Annotated in this window: 26 protein-coding genes; 12 read left to right on the top strand and 14 right to left on the bottom strand. The window is 40.2% G+C overall.

Translation table 11 applies throughout. From position 1 onward, the window contains the following. Positions 1–68: 68 nt before the first annotated feature. Genes P3J6_RS01880 through cyaY form a run of 7 tightly spaced genes read right to left on the bottom strand, consistent with a single transcriptional unit; the run spans position 69 to position 8,626 of the window. Entirely contained in the window at positions 69–2,735 is a 2,667-nt protein-coding gene (locus tag P3J6_RS01880; protein ID WP_198522084.1) for an ATP-binding protein, read from the bottom strand. A 46-nt stretch (positions 2,736–2,781) separates the two neighbouring features. Further along, positions 2,782–3,888 carry a heme biosynthesis HemY N-terminal domain-containing protein gene (locus tag P3J6_RS01875; protein ID WP_138605427.1) on the bottom strand — a complete coding sequence of 369 codons (1,107 nt, stop codon included), beginning with the start codon at positions 3,886–3,888 and terminating at the stop codon, positions 2,782–2,784. Then, on the bottom strand, positions 3,885–5,723 hold the full coding sequence (locus P3J6_RS01870) for a uroporphyrinogen-III synthase (RefSeq protein WP_198522083.1): 1,839 nt from the start codon (positions 5,721–5,723) through the stop codon (positions 3,885–3,887). Before P3J6_RS01870 ends, P3J6_RS01875 begins: the two co-directional genes overlap by 4 nt. After that, positions 5,723–6,661, bottom strand: a complete 939-nt coding sequence (hemC, locus tag P3J6_RS01865) for a hydroxymethylbilane synthase (RefSeq protein ID WP_178954538.1) — start codon at positions 6,659–6,661, stop codon at positions 5,723–5,725. Before hemC ends, P3J6_RS01870 begins: the two co-directional genes overlap by 1 nt. A 59-nt stretch (positions 6,662–6,720) precedes the next feature. Next, positions 6,721–7,626, bottom strand: coding sequence for a DUF2914 domain-containing protein (locus P3J6_RS01860; RefSeq protein ID WP_198522082.1), 906 nt, complete (start codon positions 7,624–7,626; stop codon positions 6,721–6,723). A 23-nt stretch (positions 7,627–7,649) separates the two neighbouring features. After that, the gene (locus P3J6_RS01855; RefSeq protein WP_198523767.1) at positions 7,650–8,306 is read right to left on the bottom strand and encodes an alpha/beta hydrolase; all 657 of its coding nucleotides are present in this window, start codon (positions 8,304–8,306) and stop codon (positions 7,650–7,652) included. Further along, on the bottom strand, positions 8,303–8,626 hold the full coding sequence (cyaY, locus tag P3J6_RS01850; protein WP_138605435.1) for an iron donor protein CyaY: 324 nt from the start codon (positions 8,624–8,626) through the stop codon (positions 8,303–8,305). The genes P3J6_RS01855 and cyaY overlap by 4 nt, the downstream gene beginning before the upstream one ends. Positions 8,627–8,774: 148 nt before the next feature. Here cyaY and lptM point away from each other — a divergent pair, with 148 nt between their 5' ends. The 8 genes from lptM (at position 8,775) to P3J6_RS01810 (ending at position 16,121) form a co-directional block, all read left to right on the top strand. Further along, on the top strand, positions 8,775–8,954 hold the full coding sequence (gene lptM / locus P3J6_RS01845; RefSeq protein ID WP_010392638.1) for an LPS translocon maturation chaperone LptM: 180 nt from the start codon (positions 8,775–8,777) through the stop codon (positions 8,952–8,954). Then, positions 8,955–10,208: a diaminopimelate decarboxylase gene (gene lysA, locus P3J6_RS01840; protein WP_198522081.1), complete on the top strand. Its 1,254-nt coding sequence runs from the start codon at positions 8,955–8,957 to the stop codon at positions 10,206–10,208. It begins immediately after the preceding gene. A gap of 64 nt (positions 10,209–10,272) precedes the next feature. After that, on the top strand, positions 10,273–11,103 hold the full coding sequence (dapF, locus tag P3J6_RS01835; protein ID WP_008109029.1) for a diaminopimelate epimerase: 831 nt from the start codon (positions 10,273–10,275) through the stop codon (positions 11,101–11,103). Further along, positions 11,100–11,711: a DUF484 family protein gene (locus P3J6_RS01830; RefSeq protein ID WP_198522080.1), complete on the top strand. Its 612-nt coding sequence runs from the start codon at positions 11,100–11,102 to the stop codon at positions 11,709–11,711. Before dapF ends, P3J6_RS01830 begins: the two co-directional genes overlap by 4 nt. Further along, on the top strand, positions 11,708–12,652 hold the full coding sequence (locus P3J6_RS01825) for a tyrosine recombinase XerC (protein ID WP_198522079.1): 945 nt from the start codon (positions 11,708–11,710) through the stop codon (positions 12,650–12,652). The genes P3J6_RS01830 and P3J6_RS01825 overlap by 4 nt, the downstream gene beginning before the upstream one ends. A 10-nt stretch (positions 12,653–12,662) precedes the next feature. Beyond that, positions 12,663–13,370 carry an HAD-IA family hydrolase gene (locus tag P3J6_RS01820; protein WP_198522078.1) on the top strand — a complete coding sequence of 236 codons (708 nt, stop codon included), beginning with the start codon at positions 12,663–12,665 and terminating at the stop codon, positions 13,368–13,370. A 1,062-nt stretch (positions 13,371–14,432) separates the two neighbouring features. Then, positions 14,433–15,728, top strand: a complete 1,296-nt coding sequence (locus tag P3J6_RS01815; RefSeq protein WP_198522077.1) for a hypothetical protein — start codon at positions 14,433–14,435, stop codon at positions 15,726–15,728. Positions 15,729–15,761: 33 nt separating this feature from the next. Next, positions 15,762–16,121, top strand: a complete 360-nt coding sequence (locus P3J6_RS01810; protein ID WP_198522076.1) for a HopJ type III effector protein — start codon at positions 15,762–15,764, stop codon at positions 16,119–16,121. Between the two features lie 14 nt (positions 16,122–16,135). Here P3J6_RS01810 and P3J6_RS01805 read toward each other — a convergent pair whose 3' ends face one another. Both P3J6_RS01805 and P3J6_RS01800 read right to left on the bottom strand, forming a co-directional pair. Continuing rightward, the gene (locus tag P3J6_RS01805; RefSeq protein ID WP_198522075.1) at positions 16,136–16,555 is read right to left on the bottom strand and encodes a GNAT family N-acetyltransferase; all 420 of its coding nucleotides are present in this window, start codon (positions 16,553–16,555) and stop codon (positions 16,136–16,138) included. A gap of 40 nt (positions 16,556–16,595) precedes the next feature. Next, the gene (locus P3J6_RS01800; RefSeq protein WP_008109023.1) at positions 16,596–16,901 is read right to left on the bottom strand and encodes a DUF6482 family protein; all 306 of its coding nucleotides are present in this window, start codon (positions 16,899–16,901) and stop codon (positions 16,596–16,598) included. Positions 16,902–16,992: 91 nt separating this feature from the next. Between P3J6_RS01800 and P3J6_RS01795 the strand changes: the two genes are divergently transcribed. The 3 genes from P3J6_RS01795 to P3J6_RS01785 all read left to right on the top strand — a co-directional run bounded on the left by P3J6_RS01795 (position 16,993) and on the right by P3J6_RS01785 (position 19,391). Further along, a complete protein-coding gene (locus P3J6_RS01795; RefSeq protein ID WP_198522074.1) occupies positions 16,993–17,682 on the top strand; it encodes a pseudouridine synthase in 690 nt (229 codons plus the stop codon). Between the two features lie 113 nt (positions 17,683–17,795). Further along, positions 17,796–18,170: a BlaI/MecI/CopY family transcriptional regulator gene (locus tag P3J6_RS01790; RefSeq protein ID WP_054202882.1), complete on the top strand. Its 375-nt coding sequence runs from the start codon at positions 17,796–17,798 to the stop codon at positions 18,168–18,170. 9 nt (positions 18,171–18,179) lie between these two features. Further along, complete coding sequence (locus tag P3J6_RS01785) at positions 18,180–19,391, top strand: M56 family metallopeptidase (RefSeq protein WP_198522073.1); 1,212 nt, start codon at positions 18,180–18,182, stop codon at positions 19,389–19,391. A gap of 75 nt (positions 19,392–19,466) precedes the next feature. Here P3J6_RS01785 and P3J6_RS01780 read toward each other — a convergent pair whose 3' ends face one another. Beyond that, complete coding sequence (locus P3J6_RS01780) at positions 19,467–19,850, bottom strand: MAPEG family protein (protein ID WP_198522072.1); 384 nt, start codon at positions 19,848–19,850, stop codon at positions 19,467–19,469. A 242-nt stretch (positions 19,851–20,092) separates the two neighbouring features. Here P3J6_RS01780 and P3J6_RS01775 point away from each other — a divergent pair, with 242 nt between their 5' ends. After that, positions 20,093–20,974, top strand: coding sequence for a DMT family transporter (locus P3J6_RS01775; protein WP_198522071.1), 882 nt, complete (start codon positions 20,093–20,095; stop codon positions 20,972–20,974). Positions 20,975–21,012: 38 nt separating this feature from the next. On the opposite strand, the gene P3J6_RS01770 is transcribed toward P3J6_RS01775, so the two are convergent. From P3J6_RS01770 to P3J6_RS01755, 4 genes are all read right to left on the bottom strand, one after another. Next, positions 21,013–21,330 carry a DMT family transporter gene (locus tag P3J6_RS01770; protein WP_008109014.1) on the bottom strand — a complete coding sequence of 106 codons (318 nt, stop codon included), beginning with the start codon at positions 21,328–21,330 and terminating at the stop codon, positions 21,013–21,015. Continuing rightward, on the bottom strand, positions 21,330–22,862 hold the full coding sequence (locus P3J6_RS01765; protein WP_076919942.1) for a bifunctional GNAT family N-acetyltransferase/carbon-nitrogen hydrolase family protein: 1,533 nt from the start codon (positions 22,860–22,862) through the stop codon (positions 21,330–21,332). Before P3J6_RS01765 ends, P3J6_RS01770 begins: the two co-directional genes overlap by 1 nt. 88 nt (positions 22,863–22,950) lie before the next feature. After that, positions 22,951–23,799 carry an MBL fold metallo-hydrolase gene (locus P3J6_RS01760; protein ID WP_198522070.1) on the bottom strand — a complete coding sequence of 283 codons (849 nt, stop codon included), beginning with the start codon at positions 23,797–23,799 and terminating at the stop codon, positions 22,951–22,953. Between the two features lie 75 nt (positions 23,800–23,874). Continuing rightward, on the bottom strand, positions 23,875–26,163 hold the full coding sequence (locus P3J6_RS01755) for a penicillin acylase family protein (protein WP_198522069.1): 2,289 nt from the start codon (positions 26,161–26,163) through the stop codon (positions 23,875–23,877). Between the last annotated feature and the right edge of the window lie 30 nt (positions 26,164–26,193).

The raw sequence follows: 26,193 nt of genomic DNA, 5'->3' as shown, positions 1-26,193 counted from the left end.
ATATTTCAAGTGTAGAATACTTAAAATAGCGCTTGGAGGTCTTATGTCTGCTTTTTATATAAAAAGAGTTAACGTGATAAATAAAACCAAATCATTTTAAACAGTGCATCTGCATCAATAGGTTTAGTTATATAGTTATCCATTCCGACGTTAATCGCTTTTTTAGCATCTTCTTCGTGCGCATTAGCAGATAGGCCAATAATAGGTAAATCTAAAAAGCCTAACTCATTACGAATCACTTTTGTTGCTTTTAAGCCATCCATTTGTGGCATTTGAATATCCATTAATACTAAGTCGTATCTTTTATCGCTTAGCATTTTAATCGCTTCAAGTCCGTTATTAGCAATATCTACAACACCCTGCTTGGTTTCTAAAATAGCGGTGGCCACATGTTGATTTAATGGGTTGTCTTCAACGAGTAGTAAGCGATACTTCGCCAGTGATAGGTTGCTTATATCTATTTTATCTAACTTACCTGAATAATATTGTGCTTTAGGTAGCGGAGAATGGAGCGGTAAACTAAAGGTAAAAGTAGAGCCGTGACCCTCACTACTTTTTAAATCAATTGATCCTCCCATCAGCTCTACTAATTTTTTACAAATACTTAAACCAAGCCCTGTGCCACCAAACTGGCGTGAGGTTGAACTATCAGCCTGAGAGAATGGGTTAAATAGCTGTTTTTGTGCCTCCTCACTAATTCCAATCCCCGTATCATTGACACTAAAATAAGTCATTTTTGCTGACTGCCAAATCTTTAATGTGATACTACCCTTAGCAGTAAACTTAACGGCATTATTTAATAAGTTCAGCAGCACCTGCTTTAAACGAATAGGATCGGTATTAACAACTAAAGGAGCATCATTATCAACCTCAACTTGTAGTGACAAGGGCTTATTACTAACTTCAAAATGCATTAAACTCATAACTTCTTTTGCCAATAACTTTAACTCTACAGACTCTTGTACTAACTCAAGCTTGCCCGCTTCCATTTTTGAAAAATCGAGCACATCATTTAGCACTCTCAATAAGACACTGACCGCACCGTCAGCTTGCTCTATGTAAGTTTTTGCTAATGACCAGTCCTGCTGTTGCAGTGCTAAGTAATGCATGCCTTTAATACCGTTAATTGGGGTACGAATTTCGTGGCTCATATTAGCTAAAAACTGACTTTTTATCTCACTGGCTTCATCCGCTTTCTGCTTTTCCTGACGCAAAGTTAGTGTTTGCTTTGCAACTTGTTCGCGTATACGAACATTGGTGGCGACCACTGAAATTAAAAACATAATCAATAGCCAAACAAATAGCATACCTACTATCTGTGCTAGCCAATAAATTAGCCAGGTTGATTGCGTTTTAGGTTGGTATATTTCTACTTGCCACAACCTATGGCCAATTAACAACTGATAATCTTTTAGCAACGTCATTGAGTCATGCTCAACGCTATAAAGAGCCTGTTTATTATCTGCTTTATTGATATCAGTAAAACCAATCGCAACTTCATTACCGCTATCAAACGAAAGTGCCTCAGACAACTTAGCTAAACTCACCAAGGCAATTACAAACCCTTTAAAGTCACCTTCAATATCAGGAGCACCAAAGACAGGAGAAATAAAAAGCACGCTTAATTCCTCGTCTGCAGGGGCTAGCTTAAATGGCTCACTCAATACCAGCTCATTAAGAGTTTTTGCTTTATTGAGTGCATCACGAACATGTAAATCAGAGTTCAAATCAAAGCCCAGCAGATCTTGCATATTCTTTATGGGGTAAATATATTTTATGGGGTAATAAGTATTGCTAAAGAGCGCGGGTTGCCATTGACCATTCGCCATCCTTTGCTTTATAACGACACTTTTGTCCCATTGGGCAGGTTCGTTAATAGAATTAGCTGTGATCATTGGCACCCAATTTAACGCTAAAATTTCTTCATTGTAGCTCAACTGCTTAGAGGTAAAATGATTAAACTCATCGAGAATAACCTGATCACTACTTGCTAAAAATGCACCTAACAAAGATAGATGAGCAGCCACTTCATCTAACTTTTGATTAATGGCACTTTGTGCCATCAACACTTTATCTTCTTGCTTTTGAATGTCTTTTTGTTTTTTTACACTGGCTGCGCCATAAAAGCTAACGCTAATAATGGCGTAAATAAGTAACGCAGGCAAAATAACCTGTAGCCGATGACGTAACTGCGAATAGTTAAATATGGCCAATACCAATGGAGTAAAAACAAGTACGCCAATTGAGTCACCTATCCACCAGGTAATAAAGGTACTAAGCGCAGCAGGTGGGCTAATTATATTATTGAAAAAAAGTAGGCTGGTTCCAACACCTGCCGCTATTACACAACATAGTGGCCCACCAATCACCAAGCTTTGAATACTAAGTCTAAGAGAAGATAAATTAAGGGGGACTTTAATGACTCTGATAATGAGGAATGCACCTAGCCACGCCTGAAAAAAAACAGCACAGCTGACGGTAATAGCTTGCAATAAGACTTGCCAATTTAAAATATCAGCAGCATTGTCTAAGTGAATTAAATTAACAAACGCTGCGCCTGCAAAAATCCCCGCATAAGCACGGCGCCTCCATAGTAAAAAGCTTGCCAGCGCAATACCGGCTGGAGGCCAAGAGGCAACCGCATAACCATTAACGGCGAATAAAAAATTACTCAGGTAACCGCTAAAGAAATAAGCGCATGCGAGGCTAAAAGATAATGTAAATACATTTTTCACAACCGTCGCTCCTGCGCTTTTATTATTGATTTATAACTATAATTGATTATTGGTAGAGTACAAGTGCCTTATCTAATTGTGCACTGTGTTTATAACTTAATATCGCTTGTTGTCGGTACTGTGCTTTATTTTCGCTATTGAGTGCTTTGTCAAAAACACGTGCGGCTAAGTCATAATCACCTTGCGCATTAGCTAAACACGCTAACGCTAATAGTAACGCATTATTATGCTCATCTTTTTTCAGTCGCTCTTGAATGCTTGATTGCAACTTATAAGCATTACTTGGTGCAGCTTCACTTAAAATGTGAGCCAGTTGTTCATGCTGTTTTTGCTTGAGTAATTTAACTAGCTCATTTTCGATGCTTGCTAATTGCCCTACTTTAGCCATTTGAGTTAAATAAGCCGTATGCGCATGCGCCTGCAACTTTTTACCTAAATGTTGATATTTAGCGGTTAACTCATCATTTGCTTGTGCAGCAAAATAAGCTAAAAACACTTGCTGCCACTGGGTATCATTCAAGGCGTTTTTGCGCAATAAACGCGGTAAAAAATCTTCAAGTAATTTAAAATGCTGTTGCTGCACTAAAACTTCGGTGTACAACTTCAAATCAAGTACCGTGGCTTTTTTAGATTCTGCTGCCACCCGTATTTGCGGTTCAATTACACTGCTGTCGCCACTAGCTAACCATAACTTAGCCACTTTAAGTTGTTGCTCCGGGCTGATTTCAAACAAACGTTCAAGCGCTTTATCAGGCTGGTTATTTGCCAGTGCGGTTTTTGCTAATAACGCTAAACGTATATCGGTAAATTTAGCAGGCACACTATTACTTGATAGCGCACTTTCTACTTGTTCGTAATCATCATTAATGAGACTCCATAATGCTTGCTCTATAGCCGCATGTTTACGCTCTTGGCTTCGCGCAAAAAAACCATGCTTAGTGTTTCTGTATATAGATAAACAATAACGCACTAGCTTGTAAGTTAAATACAAAGCTGCCGTACTCAGTGCTGCCATTATACAAAATGAAACAATCGTCCCCTCTATGGTGGTATTGTTAAATGAAATCAGCACATAGCCTTTTTCATCTAACACAAAGGGAGTAATCGCTAGCACCAACACAATAGCGACAATAAAAATAATCAGCCCTATCATTGTGCCCACTCCTTCACTTTTTGAGTGCTTTGCAGTGTTACTTGAGGGTTAAAGTTAAGCGATTCTTTTTCAAGATTGGCTAACGTCTGTATTACCACTTTTGTTGCATCGTCATCTTGTTTAAAGTATTCATTAACCAAACGTTTTGTATCATTCAAAGCGTTAAAATAAATACTAGCTTGTTTACCCATTAATGCGTCTTGCGCCTGAGTAATATTAAGCTTGATGCGCTGGGTAATTAAATGACGCTCTCGGTCAGTTAATAGTGGCTCAATTAATACGCCTTCATGATGGCGAATAGTAATAAAGCTATCGACTATTTTATTCCAACTATTACGAATGTTTTGTTGCCAATCACTAACATCTTCAGAGAGTGCATTCTCATCACTTATACTCGCCTCTTCAGGCAAATTAACCGCATTAAATACCAAGTCATCAATACGCTTTATTACGCTGTTTAATTGTAAATAAATCGCTTCTGTCGCAACGGGTTTAATATTGTCGAGTGTTTGTATGTCTTGTGTAATTGCTTGGCGTAACTCAAGCGTACCTGGATGATCGCTTAATAATGAGTCTAAACGTTTAAGCACGGCACTTGTGCCTAGGTAATCTTGTTCTGCCCACAGTTTAAATTCAGCCATGCGTTGCAAGCTGGTGACCTCTTGTGGATTTAATGTATTACCACTTTGTTGTACCTTTTGCAGTGCGGCTTTTAATACTTGTTGATTTTTTACAGAGTTCTCATTGAGTGCCATAGCGATTTGCTCTTCGCTATTAAGCAACGCTTGTTGCAAACTGAGTTGCTCAGACTTAAGCGTTTGCAGCTCTTGCTGCAATATCTTATTTTGCTCTGTTAATGCATTAACCGCTAAATTTTGCACTTTACCGGCATTAAGCTTTTGATAAAATTCATAACCCACACCACTGGCAACAAGCAAGGAAATCACTAACGCAACGCTACCTACTTTACTTACTTTTTGAGGAATATTTTGCGTTTGGTTATTCACTTTTGTAGACTCACTTTTAGTCGTATTTGAGGTGTTCTTTGCTGTTGGCTTCGCTTCTTTTTCTACTTTTGACGTCGCTGACTGTTCACTCATTTTGCTACCTTGCTGATTAATGCAGGTAAACATAGCCTGGTCGCTAGCTCCTGCCGCAGTGTGTATATGGGTCGAATTTATTTTTTGTTGTTGTAAATAAGCACCAATCCGCTCACTGGCAACATAAAACTCGCACTGTTGTAACCATGTTAGTTGCGCCGCTGAAATAGTATTAAATATGGCGTCAACTGCAGCATTACTTGTAATGACTATACCGTGTACATTCTGGCTTTGCCAGTGGTCTATCCAGTTAGCTGAGCTAGGCTCTACTGGTTTACGTTGATACACCACACAATTATTTAAATGAGCACCTCGTTGCTTCAAGGTTTTTGCTATTTCAGGTCGCCCGCCAATCCCTTTTACTAACACAATATTACTGCCGTCAACATCAGCCAAAGACTTAAGTGCGAGTAACCCTTCAGAGTCATGTTGTTTTGGCAAAGCCGCGCGCACACCAAATACTTCATAAATGGTATCGGCTGTTTGTTGGCCTACCCCATAAAACTGTGCTTTGGTATTAATAGCAGGCTTAAGTGCATTTAATGCATGCACCGCATCCTGTGAAACAAAAATAATTTTGTCGGCGTTTACCAGCGGGCTTAATTCAACATTTGTTGGCGTTAAGTAGGTTATTTTTAAAACAGGATATAAAGACGCTTGATAACCCGCTTGCTCAAGTTGCTGTGCAAGGGCTGCGCCTTTTCCTTCGGGCCGAGTTATCAAGATATGTTTCATTATGCGTCTCGATATACGTCAGCCAGAATTTTATCTGCGCCTTGTGCTAATAGTTTTTTAGCCAGCTCTATACCTAGCTTTTCAGCATCATCAACGTGACCGCTAATTTCATCGCGTAAAATTTCACTGCCATCAATCGCACCGACCAAACCACGTAAATGTACTTGGTTACCATCAACCAGTGCATAAGCACCAATTGGCACTTGGCAACCCCCTTCTAAATGGCGGTTCATTGCGCGCTCAGCGTTAACACGAATACGTGTTTCGTTATGCTCAAGTGGAGCCAATAATGCTTTTGTCACGCTATCGTCTATACGACACTCAATGCCTACAGCGCCTTGGCCATTAGCAGGTAACGAGACTTCTGGTTCAATAAAGTCACGAATACGCTCGCCCATCTCTAAACGAATTAGTCCTGCAGCTGCGAGTATAATGGCATCGTATTGGCCGCTATCAAGCTTAGCTAAACGTGTATTTACATTGCCACGTAAGTCGCGAATTTCTAAATCCGGACGCATCGCTCTAATTTGACACTGGCGACGTAAACTTGAAGTCCCCACAATAGCGCCTTGTGGTAGCGCATCAATATTGGCAAAGTTATTTGATACAAACGCATCACGCGGATCTTCACGCTCACAAATAGTGTGTAACTCTAAATCATCCGGAAATTCTACCGGCACATCTTTCATTGAATGCACTGCAATATCTGCACGGCCATCTAACATGGCTTGCTCTAACTCTTTTACAAATAAACCTTTGCCGCCAATTTTAGCTAGTGGTGTATCTAAAATAATGTCACCTTGAGTCGACATTGGCACGAGCTCTACACGCACGTCATCATGAAAGTGCTCTAGCTGCGCTTTTACAAATTCAGCCTGCCAGAGTGCCAATGCACTTTTACGAGTGGCAATGCGAACTAACTTTGTTTTTTCAGTCATAAAATATCCATTAATAATTACTAGCTTTTAGAATGAAAACTTATTCAATCTAAGGCTATTTAATTTGCTAAAACTCTAAATTCTTTTTGAGCGATGAGCAGCCCGTTTTCATCAACTACATCAACGCGCCAATGCCCTAATTGAGTATCCATAATATTTTTAGTTGAGTACGTTCTGTAACGCGGAGAAGTAACCTTAAGTGCCACTTCAGCCATTATTTCACCTTCAAATAACCACACATGTTTTACCTGCTGTCCCTGTAAGTTTTTAAGCTCACTAAAAAATGACAGCGACTCTTCAAATTGATTCAAACGCACATCGGCGGCAAATACATTGGTTGGCTCACGGTTACTGACACTGCGAGTCAGAACTGCACGGCTAATTGTGGCTGTATCTATTTTGGCTCCCACAGCTACACTAGCAATGTGTGCGGATGCAGCAAATTTCTTTTGCTCAACTGGCTTTGCACTAACAGTCTCAACTTCAGGGTCTTGAGTGGCTATTGCTGCAATGGTTGCTTCTTCAGGCTCAGCAGTGATCGTTGGCTCTACTTCTTGCTTAATAATACTTTGTTGAACTTCAGGCTCCGATGGTACCTGTTCAGTAATAGAAGCTGGTTTTTGCTCAACTGAGGAAAAGGTTTTAGGGTCTGCAATCTTGACACTGCTCACCGGCTCCTCATCGGCATCTGTGGCTTTTTCACTCTCTACTGATGCTGCAATATCATCGTTTAGCGACACAATTGCTGTTTGTTGCTCAGTAAAATCAAGCTGCTCATTAGGATGCGGCGTCCCTTGATCAGCATTCACGGCGCTAGACAGGCCGTAAATAACCGCTGCAGAGATCATAATCACCAACATAGAAATACTCACAATCCGACGCCAATGCCACTCATAGCTCACGTTGGGTTTGCTAGTAGATGGTTCACGTTTTACATTTGCTGTTATTACTATTTTTTGACTCATTTTGACCCTCAGCGGCTCCTAAACTAACTTAAGCGAGAAATTAACCATTGGCGCACAGCTTGTAACTCTTGTGTACAAACCTGATGCCCCATTGGGTATTCTTGCCAACTTACATCCATGTTATGCGTTGATAATACTTCGAACGCACTTCTACCCGCGCTATGCGGTACAACGTCATCTTGGCTACCATGAGCCATAAATATATTTAACTGTGTTTGTTTTGCTTCATCTGCCAATTTATGTGGCACACACATGTAGGTTGACAGCGCCATTACACCAGCCAGCTTTTGTTCTAAACGCGGTGCTAAATGCAGCGATACAACGCCACCTTGCGAAAAGCCCGCTAAAATAATTTTACTCGCAGGTATGCCGTTAGCAATTTCTTGTGTAATGAGTTGCTCAACTTTGGCTGCTGATTCTCTAACCCCTTGCTCATCAGCACGTTTATCTAAATCCATAGATTTAATGTCGTACCATGAGCGCATTTGCATACCACCGTTAATAGTGACAGCCTGCATAGGCGCATGAGGAAAAACAAAACGCACCCCTAACTCAGTAGGTAAGTCGAGCTGCGGGGCAACAGGTGCAAAACCATCACCTGAATCACCTAAGCCATGCAGCCAGATAACCGTGGCTTTATGGGTGCTTTGCGCTGGGTATTCTACAAACCCTAAACTCATAGTGTTGATTGCCATTGAATTTCTTGACCCGCTTGGCGTGTAGACGCTTCGTTAATGAAGCTCCAAAACTCTGCACCCGAGCGGTTATCAATCCATTGACCATCACGCATTTCAAAATGATGGCCATTAAATTTTGTTGCTACCCATACTTGGTGCAAAGGTGCTTGCTTATTAATCACAATCTTACTGCGATCTGGAAAAATAATTTCTAAAATACCTTGAGCCGATTCATAATCTAAATCTGCTTCACAATCATCAACTTGTTCTTCAATAGTGAACATAAGAGCTTCTGCTAACTGGTGATATTCGTGATCAGTCATCGTTAATTTCCTTTGCAGGCGAGGCGCCTAAATAATGGGTGCATGTTTATAGAGCTAGTGTAACAGGAATAAAATCATCCGCGAATAGCTGCATTTTTTAGATATTCTGTTACTCTGCGATTATAAAGCCAGCAACCGTATTAATCTAATGAAAGCGACATATACCTTACAATTAAAACAACTATTAATCAGCACCGTATTGTTGTGTGCATTAGCTGGCTGTGGCCAAAGCGGCCCGCTGTACTTACCCGAACAGCCTGCTGAACAAAACCAGCCAACTGACATTCCTAACAAACAAACACCCGCCGAACAACAACAGGAGCAGTAAATGGATTTTTTTAATTATAAAAACAACCAACTATTTGCTGAAGATGTCAGCGTAGCAACCATTGCACAGCACTATGGTACGCCGTGTTATGTGTATTCAAGAGCCACGTTTGAACGCCATTATTTAGCGTTTGCTAATGCGACTCAAGATCACAAAAGCCTAGTGTGTTATGCCGTTAAAGCAAATTCAAATATTGCGGTGTTAAACATATTGGCACGACTTGGTGCGGGTTTTGATATTGTCTCAAAAGGCGAATTAGCACGGGTGATAAAAGCCGGAGGCGCTGCAAATAATGTGGTATTTTCTGGGGTTGCTAAAACGGCTGACGAAATTGCTTATGCGTTAGAATTAGGTATTAAATGCTTTAACGTTGAGTCAATTTCAGAGCTTGAGCGTATTTCTGAAGTGGCCTGCGAGCTCAATTTAGACGCGCCAATTTCTATTCGTGTTAATCCCGATATTGATGCCAAAACACATCCGTATATTTCTACTGGACTTAAAGAAAATAAGTTTGGTATTGGAATCGAGTCTGCATTAAGTGTGTATCAACATGCGGCATCATTACCTGGCTTAACGATTGTTGGCGTAGATTGCCATATTGGCTCACAGCTTACACAAACCAAACCGTTTTTAGAGGCGCTTGATAAACTACTGGCATTAATTGATGAATTAAAAAATGCAGGTATTGAGCTAAGCCATTTAGATATAGGTGGAGGCCTTGGAGTAACCTACGACGACGAACAACCTCCACACCCAAGTGAATATGCAGCACAAGTAACGCAGCGCCTTGCAAATTACCGTCACCTAGAACTGATTTTTGAGCCCGGGCGAGCCATTGCCGCAAACGCGGGTATTTTAGTTACACAAGTTGAGTTTATTAAGCAAAATCAAGACAAGTATTTTGCGATTGTAGATGCGGGTATGAACGACATGTTACGCCCATCACTGTATCAAGCATGGCAAAAAATTATTCCTGTATCAGTGCGTGATGACGAAACACCTACCCACAACTATGACGTGGTTGGGCCGGTGTGTGAAACCGGTGACTTTTTAGGTAAAGACCGACCACTGGCACTCAAACAAGGTGATTTGTTAGTACAGCGAAGCGCTGGAGCCTATGGTTTTACAATGAGCTCAAATTATAACTCACGTCCACGAGTTGCCGAAGTAATGGTCGATGGTGAGCAACATCACCTTATTCGCGAACGCGAAACTATCGAAAGCTTATACCAAGGTGAGAAAGTTTTACCATAAACGTTTTTGCCAACTAGCTGCTCTGTGGCATGATTAGCACAGAGCAAAACCGAATTAGAGCGCTATGTTAGTTAATTTTTCCAAAATGCACGGCTTAGGTAACGACTTTGTTGTGATTGATAACATTACACAAAACGTTTTTTTATCTCGTGATCAAATCAAAAAGCTGGCCGATCGCCATTTCGGCATTGGGTTTGATCAACTACTGATGGTTGAAGCCCCTTACTCACCCGATCTCGATTTTCACTATCGTATTTTTAACGCTGACGGCCACGAAGTAGAACAATGTGGTAACGGTGCGCGCTGCTTTGCCCGCTTTGTACGCATGAAAGGCTTAACCAATAAACATAAAATCAGCGTGTCGACTAAGTCTGGTAATCTCACCCTGTATATTGAAAAAGACGGTCAAGTAACCGTTAATATGGGTCACCCTAATTTTGAGCCAAATAAAATTCCACTCAAAGCAACCAAACGTGAGCTGACTTATATTATTCGCGCAGAAGAGCATACCGTTTTTAGTGGTGCCGTATCTATGGGTAACCCTCATTGCGTAATGGAAGTAGACGATATAGAAACAGCCCAAGTGGATACCCTAGGCCCGTTGCTTGAAAACCATGAGCGTTTTCCACAACGCGCGAACATTGGCTTTATGCAGGTTATCTCTCAAGAGCACATTAAACTCAGAGTATGGGAGCGTGGTGTAAGCGAAACACTTGCTTGCGGTACCGGCGCGTGTGCTGCCATGGTGATTGGTTTTATCCAAAATAAGCTCACCAGTACAGTACAAGTTGATTTACCCGGCGGTAGCTTACAAGTGCGCTGGAGTGGCGAGGGCCATCCAGTGCGTATGACAGGTCCCGCTGAACATGTATTTGATGGGCAAGTTGCACTATGAGTGAATTAACTAAACAGCAAGTAATAGATTACTTACAACAGCATCCTGATTTTTTAATTGAGCAACCTAAGCTGTTAGCGCAACTTGAGTTACAACAGCAAGTACAGGGTGCTACTTCATTAGTGCATATTCAGCAGCGCCAATTACGCGAGCACAATACACAGCTAAAAAATCAAATAGACAGCATGAGCAAAAATGCGACCCAGAATGAACTGGTTTATCGTTTATTTAGCCAATGTCACCGACAGCTGTGGAGTAATTACGACTTTAATACACTGGCCAGTAACTTACGCAATATTATTTGTATGAGCCCGACTATTAATGAATGCAAACTCGTTAGATACGATAATGCCTTTGAAGAGTTAGTAAAGCATAGACTGTCAGATAGTAATCATTATTTAGGCCGTGTAAATCAGCAAGAACGCGACTTACTCTTCAACAATGATACCAAATCGACCGCACTTTATTTAATTGGTGAGCCGAGTAACCCCTACGCAATTTTGGCTTTTGGCAGCCACGATGAAAACCACTTTGAGCCCTCACAAGATAACTTATTTGTATTAGATTTTGTGCGCTCATTGCAAATACGGTTACTGGAACTGGCATGAGCGATAACGCGCCAAATATAAGCGACTTAAGCGATAGCTGGCGTACACCCATTACATTATTTAGTGATTACTTAAAATTTGAACGCCAGTATTCGGCGCACACGGTTAATCAGTATGTCAGCCAATTAGGCTTTGCCGCCTTGTATTTTAATAAACTGTGCGACAATTGGTTTGCGGTACAAAGTGAGCATATTCGTCGTTACAGTATGGCACTGCGGGCAAAACAATTAAGTGGCAGAACAATCAGCTTAAAATTAAGCTGTATACGTAGTTTGTATAAATTTTTAAAAGCAAAAAATATTACTGAGCAAGCGCATTACCACAATCCAGCACAGGGTATAAAAGGCCCTAAATTTGCGCGACCTTTACCTAAAAACCTTGATGTTGACCAAATGGCTCGTTTACTCGAAATACCCGATGATGATCCACTCGCCATGCGTGATAAAGCGATGATGGAACTGATGTATTCATCAGGTTTACGCATTAGCGAGTTAGTTGGCGCTAACATGCAAGATATAAACACTCGTAGCGGTGAAATATTAGTGCGAGGCAAAGGCGCAAAAGAACGCCTAATACCGGTTGGCTCTAAAGCACTTGAGGCGTTAAACAATTGGCTAGCAGTTCGCCCACTATTTATGGGCTCAGATGAACATGCAGTATTTTTGAGTAGCAAAAAAAATCGTATTTCTGTACGCCAAGTTCGTTTGCGCATGCAAGAATGGGGGATTAAGCAAGGTATTAGCTCGCAAGTTCATCCACATAAATTACGCCACTCATTTGCGTCGCATATTTTAGAGTCGTCTGGGGATTTACGAGCAGTGCAAGAATTATTAGGCCACAGTAGTTTATCTGCAACCCAAGTTTATACTCATTTAGATTTTCAGCACTTAGCTAAGGTGTACGATAACACCCACCCACGTGCTAAAAAAAGAACCGATTAGAGCAGCAACTATGATCCGATTTAATCGCGCAATTTCTCCTTTTTCTGTGCTAAGTTTTGACTTAGACGATACCTTGTACGATAACCGCCCTATCATAACCGCAGCCGTTCAGGCGCAAATTGATTATTTAAATGCGCTACCAGGCTATAAAAAACAAGGACCACAGTTTTGGCAGCAATGCCGTGAACTCGCAGCACTACAGCAGCCAGAGCTGATTGATGACGTCACACAATGGCGTAAGCATACCTTGCGCTTAGTGTTGTCTGAATTAGGTTTTAAAGGTGATGAAATAGAGCATCATGCAAATAAGGCGTATCAAGCATTTGCTGATGAGCGGAGCAATATTACGGTGAGTGAAGACGTACTAATATTGCTTGATAAACTAAGTCAACACTACAAATTGATTGCCATTACTAACGGTAATGTCGAGGTTGAGCGATTTAATTTAAAAGATAAGTTTGAACTGGTGTTACAAGCAGGCTTGCATGGTAAAGCTAAACCACACACAACATTATTTGATCAAGCCGCAACACATTTACGTATCAAAAACAGCGATATTTTGCACATAGGTGATAGCCTTGATAGCGATGTACAAGGTGCTAACAATGCTGGCTGTCAGTCTGTATGGTTAAATAATCAAGCACAAGCCTATGCCTATAAAGGGCTGGCTGATATTGAAATTACGACGATTCATGACTTAGCGCACTTTATTCAATAAACTAAAATACAACTAAGAGTTTAAGATGAGCCATTATACCAAGTTAATAACCTTACTATTAATTGGTTAACTTAGCCTCAATGCTTATCTATTATGGCCAGAACAAGTAGCTTTTGTCAGCAAAAAAGAAATCCAAAACTCATCTGTAAAAGCGCTTAAAGCGTCTCAAAATGAGCTACTTGCTAAAGCTAAACAACAATTTAGACAACACCAGTTTGACGAGGCTTTTAATACTTACCAGCAACTAAAGCAACGCTCCTCAGCCCTTGCTCGCACAATTTACTCTTCATGGGTTTTGCAATTAAAAACGTGGCTAAATGCTAACCTAGTTCTTAGCGAAGCACTTTTAAACACACTATTAAATCAAGACCCTTACAATACAGAATTACTTATATTACAGATCGATTATTCAATAAATGATGAGCAAATTCAAAATGCAATCATTGCGCTGTTTGAACTACAACCGTTGTAAAATGAGCAACATCAAAGCACTTTAAATGTGCGCTTGGGAAATTTAACAAAAACCGAACTTCATAGTTTAAGTGAGCAACAAAATTGGCAAGAAATTATCGCACAAACCCAAATCTGGCTCTCGATTATCAAAACAACAATAGCCATTTTTTATACGTACGTACTCATGTCTATTACCAGCAAAGCGACTTTATAAGCGCATTAACTACTCTAAATCGCAAGGTGGCTTTACTCCTCTTACCCCTTACGGCGCGCATTATTTAATTAGTAACGAGCTAAATTAATGATAGATGCCGGCGCAAGTATTACCTCTCTTTCGAGTAATGTTATTAGCCAACTTCCCCCGAGGCCCTTTATTTAAACGATGTAACAGTAAACACTGCAAATGGGAAAATTTAAGTTAAGCGCTATCAAGTTGAGTCTTTTAAAGTAGGTGAGCAACTAATTTACGACTTTGAAGTGCTCAGTATCGAAAATATCCACGGCCAAGGCTTATTAGGGATGAACTTTTTATCGCGATTTAATTTTAATATAAATCAACAAAAAAATGAGTTAGAGTTAAGCTTCAAATAACTATAAATAGGGAAGTTTATGCGTATTATTTTATTTTTAATTCTTTGCATTTGGCAGTGCAGCGCTCAAGCCACAACTTACTTTGTAAAAGATAAAAGCTGTGAAAACACTTCAGACACTCTGGTCATTAAAACTGAGATAACGTTATCAAAGTCAGATGACGAAGCAAAAGCACAAAAAGACTTAAGAGCCGAAGCTTTATCTAAGTTTAAAAATGCCACAAAGAAATCGAGTGATAGCCAGATTCATATTAAAGAAAAGTTTCTAATTATACGAGAAACTAATCAAAATAACCTTTCTAGCTCAGACAAAAGACACTTACATTATACAGCTTATTTTACACCGTCTAAAAACTGTAATGAACAACAAGCAATGTCAAAAGCTGTTTTTATTGAAGGAGAGCACTTATTTGGCATCCTGCAATCAACAGAAAATAAAATAACAATTTCTTTTAAAAATAAAAAACCCTTATTTAAAGAGTTTGATAGTAAGTTAGTTAAGCCAAATTTCTTCTTTGGCACAAAACTTGGTCAAAGTACGCAGGAAGTAGCTCATATACTAGGATTACACAGCTTGGAGCTCAAAAGCGAAAACAAATTAATCCGCGTTTATGGCAGAAACCATGCTTTGCATTTCATTAATAATCAATTGGTAGGCTATCAGTTTCATTTAAATTTATTGCCCATGCAAATTAATAATGTGCTCACACTGGAAAATAAAGAGCTTAAAATCAAACTCAATAATGATGTGGTTGTAGAAGCAGCGGCTCCTATAACGCCTCTACAAATAAAGGCATTAAAGAAAAAATTTGTAAATGTTGAAACCGCATACTACAAGTCATCAGACACAAAAATAGAACAAAGGCTGATAGGACTTTCCCAAGGGCAGCTAATAGGCAAAGTCGCATTCAATAAGCACTGTATTAAAAGCTTTACCGCTAAAGCCGATGGTAATTTTAATAAAAATTTAAACACATCATTAAAACTAATCAGTTCCTCTGAAAAAAATATCAATGTTACTCCATGCAGCGAGTTCTTATATGAGGAAGCTGACTCTATTGCCAAGCTAAAACTTTTTGAACCTATCTCTACTAATAATATAAAACTCGCGGCATTAGCGGACTATTTTAAGCAAGGAAATAGTTGGGAGTTTTCGGATATAAAGTACAAAGATCCTGTTGCAAACCTTGCACAGTTAGGTGATTACTATGAGCTTTTTGATTCAGTAGAATTTACGTCACAATACTGGGATGGTTATTTCTATATTAATGATGGAAAGCTTTTAAATGCAGAGCTTACTAGCAACGATTTTTAATATTCTCATAACTTTATATTTAAAAGGATAAAAATGTTACTACTAGACTTTTTACAGCAACTAGCAAACAATCCAAAAAAAATTCAATTTACCAACACAATGGCGGTGATTGAAGCACATTATGACTTTACTGCATGTAGATTTAATAACCATGGGTTATTAAGTTCTGCGAGTGAAAATAACGGTTCGTGCAAAATTTTTGCATTTGCTAAGCTCAACGGTCTTAGTAAACAAAATACCTTAGATTGTTTTGGTCAATTTTACCGTGAAGATGTACTAAACAACCCAAATGCCGATGATCACATGAATATTCGTACGTTTATGTTAGCGCCCGAGGCAACACCGTTTTTAGGCATTAGCTTTGATGGCACACCTTTAACCACAAAAGAGTAATATTCAAATCAGCATTATTTAGCCACTATTAGCGGTTTTTCCATAAAGTAACGCGTACCACTAATCGGGTAATTGTTAAGTTGATATTTAACCTGATAACCGCGCTTTTCATAGAAAGGTTTGGCTTGAAAATCTAAGGTGTCAAGCTGAGCCTGAACGGCACCCATTTCAATTGCTGCATTTTCAAGTGATGTTAATAACGAATCAGCCAAGCCATTGCCTCGTGCCGATTCAGCACACCACAACCAACTTATTAGCAGCCAATTGCCAAATACATGACCGCTTATACCGGCAACTAATTCATGATGTTTATCGAGATATTTAAAGCCAAGAGCTTGGCGCTCTACGTCGAAGTGTTGAGCATTAAACTCAAGCATATTAGCGCGCAGTGCTTGGTTTAATTGCTCAGTATTATCAGCATGCAATAGGTACATTGGCCGTTCCAAATAAGCCTATTTTAGCAAATACCTGATGTTAAAACAGGTTATTTTGTCCAAAGGGAACTTCCAGCATATTGCTAGAAATTTTTTCCGGCTGACCACACATTTCATCATAAGCGCTGGTATGCCTGAGCATCATTTGCGCATAAGCAATGTCTTCAAATCGTTTTTGAATATGTAATGGGCTAACTGCCTTTACAAATTCACCATCACTTTCTTGTACATAGTATTCAACATTATTAATGACAACAGACACTTGATACAAGGCCATTTCCAGTGAATGAACCACCACTTTTTGTAATGGCTGATGCTTTTTTAGTTCTGAAAATTGAATACCCATATTAACCTACCTACTGTTAAATTAACTGTCCAAGTAATCAATACGCAGCTTTGCTATAATCGCGATCAGATTTTTTTAATTACGCGCTATCATGAATACAAAAATTCGACTCGCAAAGTACATAGCGCATGCCGGCGTGTGCTCTCGCAAACAAGCCTCGCGTTTGATTGATGAAGGTGTGGTCATGGTTAATAATCGCCCCGCAAATCATATTGATCATGTGGACGAAAACGACAGTGTCATTATTAATGGCCAAACCATTGAAGGCCCTGCCGATTTAGTCTACTTTGCTTATCACAAACCTGTAGGAATTGATTGTAAACTCAATCAGCACGACCCAAGCAGCCTTATTCATCATTTACCGCAACTAACACGGGTATACCCTATTGGTCGCCTTGATAAAGACTCACGCGGATTGCTTATTTTGACCAATGATGGGGGTTTTTGTAACCAGCTGATCCACCCTGACTTTCATCAGCCTAAACGCTATTTAGTAACCGTCAATAAACCTTTAGATGAGAATTTTTGCGAAAAAATGGCTGCAGGCATCCCTGTCGACAAGCAAATGACCTTGCCGTGTGAGGTGACTAAAATCACTGACAATCAGTTTAGTATTATTTTAAAACAAGGACTAAATCGACAAATTCGTAAAATGGCGCATTACTGTGGTTACAAAGTGATTGATTTATACCGCGTACAAATAAGTGAATTACTGTTAGACCATTTAAATTTACCTGAAAACCAGTTTATAAAAATTAATAAAAGCGACATTTTAGGCTAACAAGCTCACGCTACCCCCCCTCACTTTAATGCAATTAAAAAATATAAAATAAACTTGCAAAAATAGATTACAAGTGTAGTCTTAAATTAAAGATTACACTTGTAGGCAATAAAATGATCGAATTATCAAAAGCAGAATTTGAAGTACTCGATGCGCTATGGATTAGCTACCCCGCTAATGCCAGCCAAATTATTGAGCGCTTGAGTGATGATAAACAATGGCACGAAAAAACCATTAAAACCTTACTAGGTCGATTAGTTAAAAAAGGAGCGCTTAGCTTCGAAAAAGAAGGCCGCCAATATATTTACACCCCCTGTATAAATCGTGCTGATTACACCCAAAAAGAAAGCCAGAACTTTATTGAGCGTTTTTTTAGTGGCCGTATAGCTCCGTTGGTAAGTGGTTTTGCGAAATCAGAAAAACTCTCTCAACAAGATATAAACGAGCTTAAAAAAGTCATAGATGACTGGGAAAAAAACCAAAAGTAAGGGATTCTCATGGTTATTCAAACAAGCTTTAATTGGCTAATAGAGCAACAGCTATTATTGAGTCTGTTGTTTGCAGGATTTGTTTTACTTGAGCGCTTTGGCTTAAAAGCAATTGGTTCGCAGCTTATTTATAAATTAGTGTGGTTAATACCAGCCTCGCTGCTTATCGCTAATTTACCCAATGCAATTAGGCCATTACAAAACAGTCCTATTAGTCATTATATCATTACTCCTAATCAACCATTAATAAGCACTATTAGTATTAACTGGGCGCTATTTTATGTAGTTATTACGGCACTGCTTTTATTCGCCACTTGGATTATTCATCGCCGATTTGTAAGCAACCTACAGCTTTGTGAAGTAACAAATTTACAAGCAGAAATAAGCTCAGGGGTAAAAACCTTTACTAGCCATCAAGTTGCAACACCTATGGTAATTGGGGTACTAAATAGCAAGCTAGTTTTACCACACAACTACAATACTCTGTTTGATAAAGCTACATTGGCGCTTATTTTAGAGCACGAAAATGTGCATATAAAACGCAAAGATAACCTAACAAATGCGCTGCTATTACTGGCTACAATTTTAATGTGGTTTAACCCTTTAGCTTGGATGGCATACGCAAGCTGTAGGCGCTTACAAGAGCTAACTTGTGATGAACGGGTACTAAGTAATAAAACCACACAGCAACAGATTTTATACAGCAAAGCCTTAGTAAACTGCGCTGCAAATGCACCAGCGGGTCTGATGGCTTATTCACACTACGGAGATAAAAAAACCATGTTACAACGACTTACTAATATCAAGCATAATGGCGCACATTCACGCCTAGCAAAAGGGAGCTTGTTACTCATAGCTGCGAGTTTGCTCAGTGGATTAGCAATTGCAAAACAACCACAGGTTGAGGCAACTAAAACAGAGCATATTTCACCTGTAATTCGCATTGAGCCGCTTTATCCAGCCCAAGCAGCTAAGCAAGGCATTAGTGGATCTGTGGTGTTAAAATACGATATTACTGCCAATGGTAAAACAAAAAATATTAATGTACTTCAGTCACAGCCTTCAGATGTTTTTGATAAATCAGCTAAAGAAGCCTTGTCAAAGTGGGAGTATAAAACGTCAAAAGCAGGCTTTAACGATGTACTCGTACAGCTAGATTTTGCCATAAACAGCGAGGTTGCAAATACCGATTTGATAGAGCGAATTAAAGTATCGCATTAATGCTATTGAGTTATTTAAGACTATAAAGCAAGCACCCTTTTAGGCTGCTTGCTTTGTGGTTTTTGCTTCTTAACGTTACAAACTGACAGCGATCATGCCAATAGCGGTCCCTATTCCCACCAGCCAAGTGAACGATCGAATAATATCGAGGTTTAAGTAATAAAAAACACAAAATAAAATACGCGCTACAATATGCGTCATCGCTAAAGTTTCGGTTACGGCATTAATATTATTGGTGCCTAATACCACAGCCAAAGCAACGGCAAATACCGCTAGCGACTCAAAACAGTTTTGATGTGCGGCCAACGCCCTTGCTCCGAGCCCTGTAAGCTGTGTTTGTTGCTGGCGCGGATGTTTATTATCGTAACCACCGAGCTTATTCATTTCTATAATAGCTGGGATCCTTGCAACATAAGGCATAGTCACTGCCATTAAGGCGCAAACTAATAAAGTTGTCATTATCATTCTCAAGTTATTTTTTATAACTCAAAATAACACAGCAAATAGAAAAAAGCCGCCAAATATAAATAACCTGAGTTCTGGCGGCTAGCAGTAACATCCCAGACACTATAGCCGATTTAAGCAGTGCGTCACTGTGGCAAATTGTCGCAGGTGATGAATATTCATTATGCCTTTTTGATGGTCGCTTTCATGTCACAGTACTGCTAAATTACTCCTCCGCTTATTGTATGTTGTTTAAGATGATTTGGATTTTACTGACTATTTTTGCTGCATTTATGCAGTCATGGCGCAATGCTCTGCAAAGTAAATTAAGCACTCATGTGAGCATTGCTGGCGTTACATTAGCCCGCTTTATTGTGGCAAGCCCTATTGCTGGGCTGTATTTATATGCGCTTTATTATTACCAAGATGCTCCCTTTCCTTCATTCAACCCTTTATTTATTAGCTACATTATTGGTGCCAGCATAGTGCAAATTATTGCCACGGGACTCATGGTTAAATTATTTAAAATGAATAATTTTGCTGTAGGCGCTGGGCTGGCTAAAAGTGAAGCGCTTATGGCGGCCATACTCGGGTTGCTGTTTTTTGGCTCAACGCTTTCATTACTTGGTTGGTTTGGCGTGTTTATTGGTGCAATTGCGGTATTGCTATTAAGTGGTATCGCCAATATGAAACACTTTAGCTTAAAAACAGCATTAATAGGACTTACCTGCGGCACTTCGTTTGCGTTGTCATCGTCATGGATCAGAGAAGCCAGCTTGAGTTCGGGGATTGCTTTTCCGTATGCGCCTGCATGGGTTTTATTGCTTGTTATTAGTTTACAAACACTGATGCTGTGTATTTATATTGCCTTAAAGGAACGCGATACATTTAAAACTATGTTTCAGCATAAGGGCATGACTTGTACGGTGAGTATATTTAGTTGCTTGGGATCAATAGGTTGGTTTAGCGCAATGAGCTTGCAACATGTTGCCTATGTAAAAACGCTCGGCCAGATAGAAGTATTTTTTACGATGTTGATTGCTGTTTTATGGTTAAAACAACCGCTAAAACGCCAAGATAGCGCTGGGCTATTATTGATTGCAGTGGCTGCGATATTGGTAATGCTGCCGAGCAGTTAAAAAAGCGCAGGTATCAACCTGCGCTCGTTTTTTAATAACTAATGACTAATTTTTAGGGTGATCACACCGCAAATAATCATTAACACACCAGCAATACGACCAAACGTGGCGGCATCACCGTAAAATAATATACCTACTAAAAACGTACCAGCGGCCCCAATACCTGTCCACACCGCATATGACGTACCCATAGATATTTGCTTTTGCGCTAACCACAACATAAAGCCACTCGCGACCATAAATGCAACGGCAACTGCTATGCCCTGCCAACGAGTTTCAGGGGTTTGTGAAATTTTTAACCCTATAGGCCAACCAATCTCAAGTAACCCTGCAATAATTAAATACATCCACGCCATTAAACATCTCTCTTTTTCAATATTACTTCATACAAATCGTGACGGCGATCTTTTAAATTACGCACTGTCCCTTCACTGTGAAGAATTTTTAACTTATCCATATCTAAGTCGCTAAATAATAACATTTCTGTATTGGTGGTGGCTTCATTTAGGGTGGCATCATGTGGAAATGAAAAGTCCGATGGGGTTAGTACCGCCGACTGCGAAAACTGCACATCTAAGCTTTCTACTTCAGGTAAGTTACCCACAGAGCCTGCAATAACCACATAACATTCGTTTTCAATGGCACGTGCTTGGGCACAATGGCGTACACGCAAGTAACTATTTTTAGTGTCAGTCCAAAATGGCACAAATAAAATATCCAAGCCTTGGGTAGCCAAAATACGTGATAGCTCAGGAAATTCGACATCGTAACAAATTTGAATCCCTACACGGCCTGCATCGGTATCGAATACAGCAATTTTATCACCGCCTTGGATCACCCAATCATTTTGTTCATGCGGGGTAATATGAATTTTACGTTGCTCGTCTATTTTACCGCTGCGATGGCATAAATAACTAACGTTATATATTTTATCGTCTTCGGCAAGCGGCATTGAGCCGGTAATAATGTTGGCGTTGTATTCTATCGCCATACGCGACATGGCGTTTTTAAAGGTCTCTGTGTATTCGGCTAAATAGCGGATTGCTTCAGTTTGATTACTTTGCTCGGTTAATCCCATCAGTGGCGCATTAAAAAACTCAGGGAATAAAATAAAATCGCTTTTGTAATCAGATACCGTATCAACAAAGTATTCAACTTGCTTAAGCATTTCTTCAACCGATTCAACGCAGCGCATTTGCCACTGCACAGCCCCTACGCGCACGATTGATTTAGTTGACTCAATAACGGTGTCGGTTGGCTCATACATAATGTTATTCCACTCAAGTAATGTGGCATAACCGACCGACTCCTGATCTTCAGGTAAGTATTTTTTCAATAATCGTTTAACCTGAAAGTCATTGGCTAATTGAAAACTGAGTATGGGGTCATACAGCTCTTTTTGATCGACCTTAGCAATGTATTCCATCGGGGTCATTTCACTGCTGTGATTGTAATAACGCGGAATACGCCCACCCGCCAAAATAGCGCGTAAGTTATACTGACGGCACAATTCTTTTCGCGCATCATATAAACGACGCCCTAAACGCATGCCTCGGTATTGCTCACTAATAGCAACATCCAAACCGTATAAAGCATCCCCTGTGGTGTCGCTAAATACGCGGTCGTGGCCGTCGGCAATATCTTCATAGGTATGCGGGTTTGAAAAACGCGCATAATCTACCTGTACACTCAGCGCTAAACCCACCAGCACGCCATCATCCACAATACCTATTTGCCCTTCAGGGAATTGATCGATGAGTCTAAAAATAGTATGGCTTGGCCATGCGCCGCCTAGGTCGGGGTAAGCTTCGTCCATCAAGGTTTTAATTTGTGGGTATTGTTCTCGGGTTAAGTTACAAATTTCAAGATGGGTTTTTTCTGCCGACATACGCAACTCCTTGGGGCATGTAAGAATTAAAAAAGCTGAACACATGCTCAGCTTTATTAGGTTTATGCGTTTTTATTCGCGCTGTGCGCTACTTTAAACTGCGATAAAAAAGTGTGGTTACGCGCTCTTTAGGTAACCAATTTGCATATTCAAGACCAAGTTCTGACAATGGGTCTGCTTTAAGTACCTGCTCTAAACTGGCGTCATTTTGCATTGCTTTTAGCATAACATCTTTCGCTTGTTGCAACAGCTTACGATACGTGATCAGTCCTGAACGGTCACTTAGCGGGCCATGACCAGGAATAACTTGGGTTTTATCATCAATCTGATTAATCACATCATCAACCGCCGCTAAAACACCATCAACGCTACCACCACTGTCTACATCAACAAACGGCAGGCTGCCAAAGTTAAAGTAAATATCGCCCATGTGCACAATATTATCATTATTGAAAAAAATCACCGCATCGCCATCGGTGTGAGCATGTTGATAATGCACAACATGCGCTTGCTCATTATTAAAGTGCAGTGTTAAATCATCACCAAAACTAATTCGTGGTAGGTAATCAGACCCTTCGCCATGTTTTTCTTTTAGGCGTTTATGTACATTATTGTGGGCAATAACATGGGCTCCGGCTTTAGCAAAGTTTTCGTTACCACCGGTGTGATCGCCATGATGATGAGTGTTAATCACAAACTCTGCACTGCCTGGCTTTAAGTCGCTAATGGTTTTTTTAATATCGGCTGAGAGTTTGGCAAACTGATCATCAATGATATATATGCCATCATCCCCAACGCTGGCTGCAATGTTGCCACCTTGTCCGTATAGAACGTACACATGCTCGCTAAGCTGCTTAGCTGTAACTGGGTTGTCATCCGCCGCCGCGTAGTTGCTCAGTAGTAAAGTCGTTATTAATGCCGGTAGTAATTTTTTCATTGTTGTAACCCTATAATTAATAATCATGGTTATAAAACGTGATAGCAACTTATTTAGCTCACTCTGCATCCAAAGCTAGTCGTTGATAGGCACTATTTCAATTTGATGCATGAATGTTTGCGGTAACAATGGGGTGTGCTTTCCTTCTGCATATTCATCAAAACCGGCTCGATAAAACTCAGAAAGCGGGTGCCCTGATTGCCCTCCAGGCACTGTTAAAATGGCACTTTCTAAATGTCCAGGTTGGGCAATAAATCGCTGCGATGCGCCAAAACTGGTTTTTTGTACGGCAGGCATATAGCTATCACCAAACCCTGGAGCGGTAGGCATATTTAGTAGCTTACTCAATAGAGGTATTTGTTTAGCAAATGGGTGTTCAATCGCCAATTCGTTTACTTTACCCCATTGCCAGTTTTGAATGTTATTACCAAACTTTGTTGTTAACTGTGCGATAGTTTGCTCAAAGGCTGCCTGTAATTGCTGCTCCCAATTAGTAAATTGTGGGTTAACCCAACTTGCTGGCTGCGCTTTTATTAATTGCCAAACAGCGGGCTCTAAATCGCGCTTTACATAACTCAATGTACCATCCTGCTTATTGAGACTCGCTTCAATACTACTAAATAAAATATTTATTAGTTCATCACGATACGTCTTAACTAAGGTATAACCAACGGAGGTTGGGCAGGCGCATTGCTGCCAGTTATCCAGTGCATTGATATAATCTGCATAGTGTTCTGGCTGCTGTTTTAACTGCTCAAGTAATAAGCCATGCCAAGGGGTTAAAAAGCGCGCTTGATTGTCTAACTGTAATTGATAAAAGTCACCTTCGTTAAACTGCTGTTTTTCAAACAACCGATCGCGAATTTGCATCGCACGAGCACCTAAGGCATAGCCGCCATTACCAAAACGTGCATTATCCTCAGCAGAGACCACTCGCGAATTCCCTGTCCACAAGCGCCCACTCTCAGGGTTTTTAACAAACGGGCGAATAACTTCATTTTGCTGCCAAGTTGCTGCATATTCATTTTCATTAATGGCTAACTCACTGGGTACTGTTCGCGCAGGAATACCGCCCATGTGTTTCCAAGCTGCACTGCCTTGACTATCTACCACCATTAAGTTTTGTACCGGAATACCCACGTTACTTGCAATATTAAGGGCATCATCCACTGTTTCAGCCTGCTCAAGCTGTAACAATTGCATATCAACGGCATACGGCTGATGCGCAGCCCAACTTAAGGCATAAGGCTGATTGTTAATGTATTTAACAGGGCCATACTCACTTAGCGTTAAGGGATAGATTTCATAGTTGCCATTATCCAAGGTAATCACTTCATTTACTTGCCATGTTTTACTGCTATCCGTTAGTGCAACCCAGTCGGCTGTATCTATATAGCCATTAGTAAATCCCCATGCAATTTTATTATTACTGCCAACCACAATGGCAGGTGCTCCTGGTAACGAAACACCGGTTACCTGATACGCTTGATTGTTATGAGTGTAATTAAGCTGCGCTCGATACCAAATAACCGGCACCGCCATTGATAAGTGCATATCATCTGAAAGCATCGCAGCTTGAGTATTAGTTAAATCTGCGGTCACTGCCCAGTTATTACTGCCTACTTCTAAATTAGCAGTAATGCTTTTAATCGCCGCTAATGGCTGCGTTGGTAACTGAGGTATAGTTTGAGAATAAGGTGTTAAAACACTGCCATCTAATGCTGCTTGGTATTGGCTTGGTTGGGTTAAAAATTCAACCATTTTTGCGCCGTATTGCTGCTGTATTTGAATTAAAGCTTGGTCGCGCTCAAAGGTAGCGGTTTGTAAATCTAAATACATGCTAAAAATAACTAACAGACTATCTTCGCTTTGCCATGGTTGTTGCTCAGCCCCTGTAAGTAGGTATTCAAAACTTGGGTACCCTACTTGCGCAAGTCCTTCGTTTACCCCTTGTGCATAGCTTTTTAGTAGTTGCTTATCGGCTTGGGGGAGAGTTTTTAAAATTGTTTGGCTACGTTTACGTAATTGATGAAAGCGCATTTTTTTATCAAGAGCGAGCGCGGCTTTACCAAATAGCTCACTGAGCTCACCTGCGGCATTACGTCTAAGTAAATCCATTTGAAAAAAGCGATCTTGCCCGTGAGCATAACCTAAGCCATAGGCAGCATCATGGCGAGTAGCTGCAGTGATAACAGCTTGGCCAAGCGTATCTCGAGCAACTTTAACTGGCTGCGTTACCGCATCGCTTCGGCCTTTGCCATCAAGGGTAGGTAAACTTAGAGTCAACACGCCGTATACAATAGCAGTCCCCCCAAGCGCTAAAACCACAACAATTAATAGCAACCGTTTGATTACTTTAAACATAAACATACCCTTCAACTTTTTCAATAAACT

The organism is Pseudoalteromonas sp. 3J6, assembly GCF_903995135.1.
Taxonomy (GTDB): Bacteria; Pseudomonadota; Gammaproteobacteria; order Enterobacterales; family Alteromonadaceae; genus Pseudoalteromonas.
This window is presented reverse-complemented; position numbering and strand designations above follow the sequence as displayed.

What these genes read in the sequence shown, in the direction of transcription:
- P3J6_RS01785 (WP_198522073.1), top strand. Translation starts at nt 18,180, where the DNA reads ATGGTTATTCAAACAAGCTTTAATTGGCTAATAGAGCAACAGCTATTA.
- P3J6_RS01825 (WP_198522079.1), top strand. Translation starts at nt 11,708, where the DNA reads ATGAGCGATAACGCGCCAAATATAAGCGACTTAAGCGATAGCTGGCGT.
- P3J6_RS01780 (WP_198522072.1), bottom strand. Translation starts at nt 19,850, where the DNA reads ATGACAACTTTATTAGTTTGCGCCTTAATGGCAGTGACTATGCCTTAT.
- cyaY (WP_138605435.1), bottom strand. Translation starts at nt 8,626, where the DNA reads ATGACTGATCACGAATATCACCAGTTAGCAGAAGCTCTTATGTTCACT.
- P3J6_RS01770 (WP_008109014.1), bottom strand. Translation starts at nt 21,330, where the DNA reads ATGGCGTGGATGTATTTAATTATTGCAGGGTTACTTGAGATTGGTTGG.
- P3J6_RS01820 (WP_198522078.1), top strand. Translation starts at nt 12,663, where the DNA reads ATGATCCGATTTAATCGCGCAATTTCTCCTTTTTCTGTGCTAAGTTTT.
- P3J6_RS01790 (WP_054202882.1), top strand. Translation starts at nt 17,796, where the DNA reads ATGATCGAATTATCAAAAGCAGAATTTGAAGTACTCGATGCGCTATGG.
- P3J6_RS01775 (WP_198522071.1), top strand. Translation starts at nt 20,093, where the DNA reads ATGATTTGGATTTTACTGACTATTTTTGCTGCATTTATGCAGTCATGG.
- P3J6_RS01755 (WP_198522069.1), bottom strand. Translation starts at nt 26,163, where the DNA reads ATGTTTAAAGTAATCAAACGGTTGCTATTAATTGTTGTGGTTTTAGCG.
- P3J6_RS01875 (WP_138605427.1), bottom strand. Translation starts at nt 3,888, where the DNA reads ATGATAGGGCTGATTATTTTTATTGTCGCTATTGTGTTGGTGCTAGCG.
- P3J6_RS01870 (WP_198522083.1), bottom strand. Translation starts at nt 5,723, where the DNA reads ATGAAACATATCTTGATAACTCGGCCCGAAGGAAAAGGCGCAGCCCTT.
- hemC (WP_178954538.1), bottom strand. Translation starts at nt 6,661, where the DNA reads ATGACTGAAAAAACAAAGTTAGTTCGCATTGCCACTCGTAAAAGTGCA.
- dapF (WP_008109029.1), top strand. Translation starts at nt 10,273, where the DNA reads ATGTTAGTTAATTTTTCCAAAATGCACGGCTTAGGTAACGACTTTGTT.
- P3J6_RS01860 (WP_198522082.1), bottom strand. Translation starts at nt 7,626, where the DNA reads ATGAGTCAAAAAATAGTAATAACAGCAAATGTAAAACGTGAACCATCT.
- P3J6_RS01855 (WP_198523767.1), bottom strand. Translation starts at nt 8,306, where the DNA reads ATGAGTTTAGGGTTTGTAGAATACCCAGCGCAAAGCACCCATAAAGCC.
- lysA (WP_198522081.1), top strand. Translation starts at nt 8,955, where the DNA reads ATGGATTTTTTTAATTATAAAAACAACCAACTATTTGCTGAAGATGTC.
- P3J6_RS01805 (WP_198522075.1), bottom strand. Translation starts at nt 16,555, where the DNA reads ATGTACCTATTGCATGCTGATAATACTGAGCAATTAAACCAAGCACTG.
- P3J6_RS01830 (WP_198522080.1), top strand. Translation starts at nt 11,100, where the DNA reads ATGAGTGAATTAACTAAACAGCAAGTAATAGATTACTTACAACAGCAT.
- P3J6_RS01795 (WP_198522074.1), top strand. Translation starts at nt 16,993, where the DNA reads ATGAATACAAAAATTCGACTCGCAAAGTACATAGCGCATGCCGGCGTG.
- P3J6_RS01810 (WP_198522076.1), top strand. Translation starts at nt 15,762, where the DNA reads ATGTTACTACTAGACTTTTTACAGCAACTAGCAAACAATCCAAAAAAA.
- P3J6_RS01760 (WP_198522070.1), bottom strand. Translation starts at nt 23,799, where the DNA reads ATGAAAAAATTACTACCGGCATTAATAACGACTTTACTACTGAGCAAC.
- P3J6_RS01765 (WP_076919942.1), bottom strand. Translation starts at nt 22,862, where the DNA reads ATGTCGGCAGAAAAAACCCATCTTGAAATTTGTAACTTAACCCGAGAA.
- P3J6_RS01815 (WP_198522077.1), top strand. Translation starts at nt 14,433, where the DNA reads ATGCGTATTATTTTATTTTTAATTCTTTGCATTTGGCAGTGCAGCGCT.
- lptM (WP_010392638.1), top strand. Translation starts at nt 8,775, where the DNA reads ATGAAAGCGACATATACCTTACAATTAAAACAACTATTAATCAGCACC.
- P3J6_RS01800 (WP_008109023.1), bottom strand. Translation starts at nt 16,901, where the DNA reads ATGGGTATTCAATTTTCAGAACTAAAAAAGCATCAGCCATTACAAAAA.